Raw genomic sequence first — 3,046 nt, 5'->3', positions numbered from 1 at the left:
CGTGCCGGCCGCGGCCGCCAGCCGGCTGGGCGAGCGCGGCGCTCGCATCGCGCTGCTGGCGGCCTGGGTGCTGCACGCGGCGGTGCTGGCCTGGAGCCTGCTGGGCGATGCCCCGCGCTTTGGCTTCGCGCCGGCGCTGTCGGTCACCGCCTGGCTGGTGCTGACGGTCTACGCGGTGGAGCGGCAAGTGTTCCCGCAAATGCAGGCCCGCTGGGCGCTGTCGGCGCTGGGCGCGGCGGCCGTCCTGCTGGCGCTGGTCTTTCCCGGCACGCCGCTGCACGTGACCGCCACGCCGCTGCTGCCGCTGCACTGGGCGCTGGGCATCGCCTCCTACGGGCTGTTCGCCGCCGCGGTGGTCCACGCCTGGCTGATGACGCGGGCCGAACGCACCATGCGGCAGGCCAGCGAGCCGCAGCCGGGGCTGCCGCTGCTGACGCTGGAGCGCCTGACCTTCCGCTTCGCCGGCGCCGGCTTCGTGCTGCTGACGGCCACCTTGCTGGCGGGCATCTTCTTTTCCGAGGTGCTGTACGGCCGCGGCTGGCGCTGGGACCACAAGAGCGTGTTCTCGGTGCTGTCCTGGGTGGCTTTCGCCACCTTGCTGCTCGGGCGGGCGCGCTTCGGCTGGCGCGGTCGCAAGGCGGTGCGCGTGATCTACGTCGGCTCGCTGCTGCTGCTGCTGGCCTACGTCGGCTCGCGCTTCGTGATGGAAGTCGTGCTGCGGCGGGCCGCATGAAATACCTCGTCCTGATCGCCGTGCTGGTGCTGGCCTACATGCTGTGGCGCAACGCCCGGCTGGCCGAACGCGCCGCCCGCGACGCGGCGGCGCCGCCCCGGCAGCCGCCCGTCGCCGGGCCCCAGGACATGGTCAGCTGCGCGGTCTGCGGGCTGCACCTGCCGCAGTCGGAAGCGGTCACCGATGCCAAGGGGCTGGCGTACTGCAGCCAGGAGCACCGGCTGCTGGCCGGCGGCTGATGGCCTTCGCCGTCTCCGAGATCTCCAGCTGGGACGGCAGCAGCCTGCGGCCGGCCGGGCCCGAGCAGTCGGCCTTTCACCGGCTCTGGCTGGGCTTCATGGCGGCGCGCGTGGGCATCGCCATCGTGATGCTGGTGCTGCTGGGCGGCCTGATGCTGTCGGGCCTGACGCCGATCGACATGTGGCAGCTGACGCTGTGCGGAAGCTACCTGGCGGCCGTGCTGGCGGTGCGGGTGTTCAGCCGGCCGACGCTGCCGGGCCGCACCTTCGATCCGCAGTGGGTCTCCACCATCGGCATCGACCTGCTGGCCTTCTCGACCCTGCATTTGCTGCAACCCGCGGGGCTGAACTTCTCGCCCCTGTATGCGCTGCCGGTGCTGACGGCGGCGGTGCTCGGCTCCACGCTGCTGGCGCTGGGCACGGCGGCGGCGGTGACGCTGCTGCTGCTGATCGACGCCTGGGTGCTGGTGCTGGAAGCGCCCGACTACGCGCCGCGCCTGGTGCAGGCCGGCCTGACCGGCGGCGGCTACTTCGTGGTGGCCCTGTTCGGCAACCAGATGGCGGCGCGGCTGGCGCGCGAGGAGATGGCGGCGCGCCGCAGCCGCTCGGCCGCGCGCACCCAGGCCCAGGTCAACGAAGTGGTGATCGAGACGCTGACCGAGGGCGTGCTGGTGGTGGCGTCCGACTGGCGCATCCACGCCGCCAACCCGGCGGCCCGCTCGCTGCTCGGCTGGCAGGCCAAGGAAGCGCCGGCGTCGCTGGCCCTGGTCTCGCGGCCCGGCTGGAAGCCGCTGGCGGCGCTGGCGCAGCGCACCTTCACCGAACATGCATCGCAGAACGCGGAGCTCGCGCTCGACCTGGCCCCGGGCGAGCGTCTGCACGTGCGGGTGCGCACGCGCCTGACGCCGCCGCCGGACGCGCAGGCCGACGCGCTGTGCGTGATGTTCCTGCAAGACCTGCGCGAGGCCGAGGCCCGGCTGCGCACCGAGAAGCTGGCGGCCATGGGCCGCATGTCGGCGGCGGTGGCGCACGAGATCCGCAACCCGCTGGCCGCCATCGCGCAGGCCAACGGCTTGCTGGCCGAGGAGCTGGACGACCCGGCCCACCAGCAGCTGACCACGCTGGTGCGCAAGAACGCGCTGCGCCTGTCGCAGATCGTCGAGGACATCCTCAATCTCGCGCGGCTGCAGCAGCCGCCGTCCGACTGGCTGGAGCTGGACCAGACGGCGCGGATGCTGGTGGGCGAGTGGCAGCGCCACACGCAATGCGGCGCCCGGCTGCAGCTGGGGCTGGGCTCGGCCGGCGCCTGGACCGCCTTCGACGGCGAGCACCTGCGGCGGGTGCTCGTCAACCTGCTGGACAACGCGCTGCGCTACGCCAGCCGCCGGCCCGGCGCGATCGTGGTGGCCACCGATGCCACGGAGGGCACCGGCGAGCAGGCCCGCCTGCGCGTCTGGAGCGACAGCCAGCCGCTCGACCCAGGCGTGCAGCGCCACCTGTTCGAGCCGTTCTTCTCGTCGGAGAGCCGCTCCAGCGGCCTGGGCCTCTATATATGCAGGGAGCTGTGCGACCGGCACGGCGCCGCGATCGGCTACGCCCGCGCCCTGGCGCCGGACGGCAGCGGCCGCGAAGGGAACGAATTCACGGTCAGCTTTCGCACCCGAGCGGCGGTGCTGCCCGGGTCGCACCCGTTTGACACAATAGGCGCCTGATGGCCCAGCAGCAACCGACTCCGTCCGCCCAGGTCCTGGTCGTCGACGACGAACCCGACCTGCGCACGCTCTACGAGCTGACGCTGCTGCGCGAGGGCTACCGCGTCGAGGCCGCCGGCACGCTGGGCGAAGCCTCGCTGCTGCTGGACCAGCGCCAGTACGACGCCGTGATCACCGACATGCGGCTGCCCGACGGGCGCGGGCTGGAGCTGCTGCACCGCATGGCGTCGCAGCAGCGCGCCGAGCGCTGCATCGTGATGACGGCCTACGGCTCCGCCGAAAACGCGGTGGAAGCGCTCAAGGCCGGCGCCTTCGACTACCTGACCAAGCCGGTCGACTTGAAGCAGTTCCGCGCCGTCGTG

The 3,046-nt window shown here is 72.8% G+C and carries 4 protein-coding genes; all 4 read left to right on the top strand.

Annotation, left to right across the window (positions count from 1 at the left end; genetic code table 11):
* Nucleotides 1–733, top strand: a 733-nt coding sequence (locus JWP65_RS08185) for an inner membrane protein YpjD (RefSeq protein WP_299762582.1), incomplete at its 5' end; no start/stop codon positions are given.
* On the top strand, nt 730–972 hold the full coding sequence (locus tag JWP65_RS08180) for a PP0621 family protein (RefSeq protein ID WP_299762579.1): 243 nt from the start codon (nt 730–732) through the stop codon (nt 970–972). The genes JWP65_RS08185 and JWP65_RS08180, both read left to right, overlap by 4 nt.
* The gene (locus tag JWP65_RS08175) at nt 972–2,684 is read left to right on the top strand and encodes an ATP-binding protein (RefSeq protein ID WP_299762576.1); all 1,713 of its coding nucleotides are present in this window, start codon (nt 972–974) and stop codon (nt 2,682–2,684) included. Before JWP65_RS08180 ends, JWP65_RS08175 begins: the two co-directional genes overlap by 1 nt.
* A partial coding sequence (locus tag JWP65_RS08170) for a response regulator (RefSeq protein WP_299762573.1) occupies nt 2,684–3,046 on the top strand: 363 nt, incomplete at its 3' end. The genes JWP65_RS08175 and JWP65_RS08170, both read left to right, overlap by 1 nt.

It is taken from the genome of Ramlibacter sp., assembly GCF_028292805.1.
Taxonomy (GTDB): domain Bacteria; phylum Pseudomonadota; class Gammaproteobacteria; order Burkholderiales; family Burkholderiaceae_C; genus Ramlibacter.
This window is presented reverse-complemented; position numbering and strand designations above follow the sequence as displayed.

Bases quoted from the DNA above. Each gene is read 5' to 3' on its own strand.
- JWP65_RS08175 (WP_299762576.1), top strand. From the start codon at position 972: ATGGCCTTCGCCGTCTCCGAGATCTCCAGCTGGGACGGCAGCAGCCTG.
- JWP65_RS08180 (WP_299762579.1), top strand. From the start codon at position 730: ATGAAATACCTCGTCCTGATCGCCGTGCTGGTGCTGGCCTACATGCTG.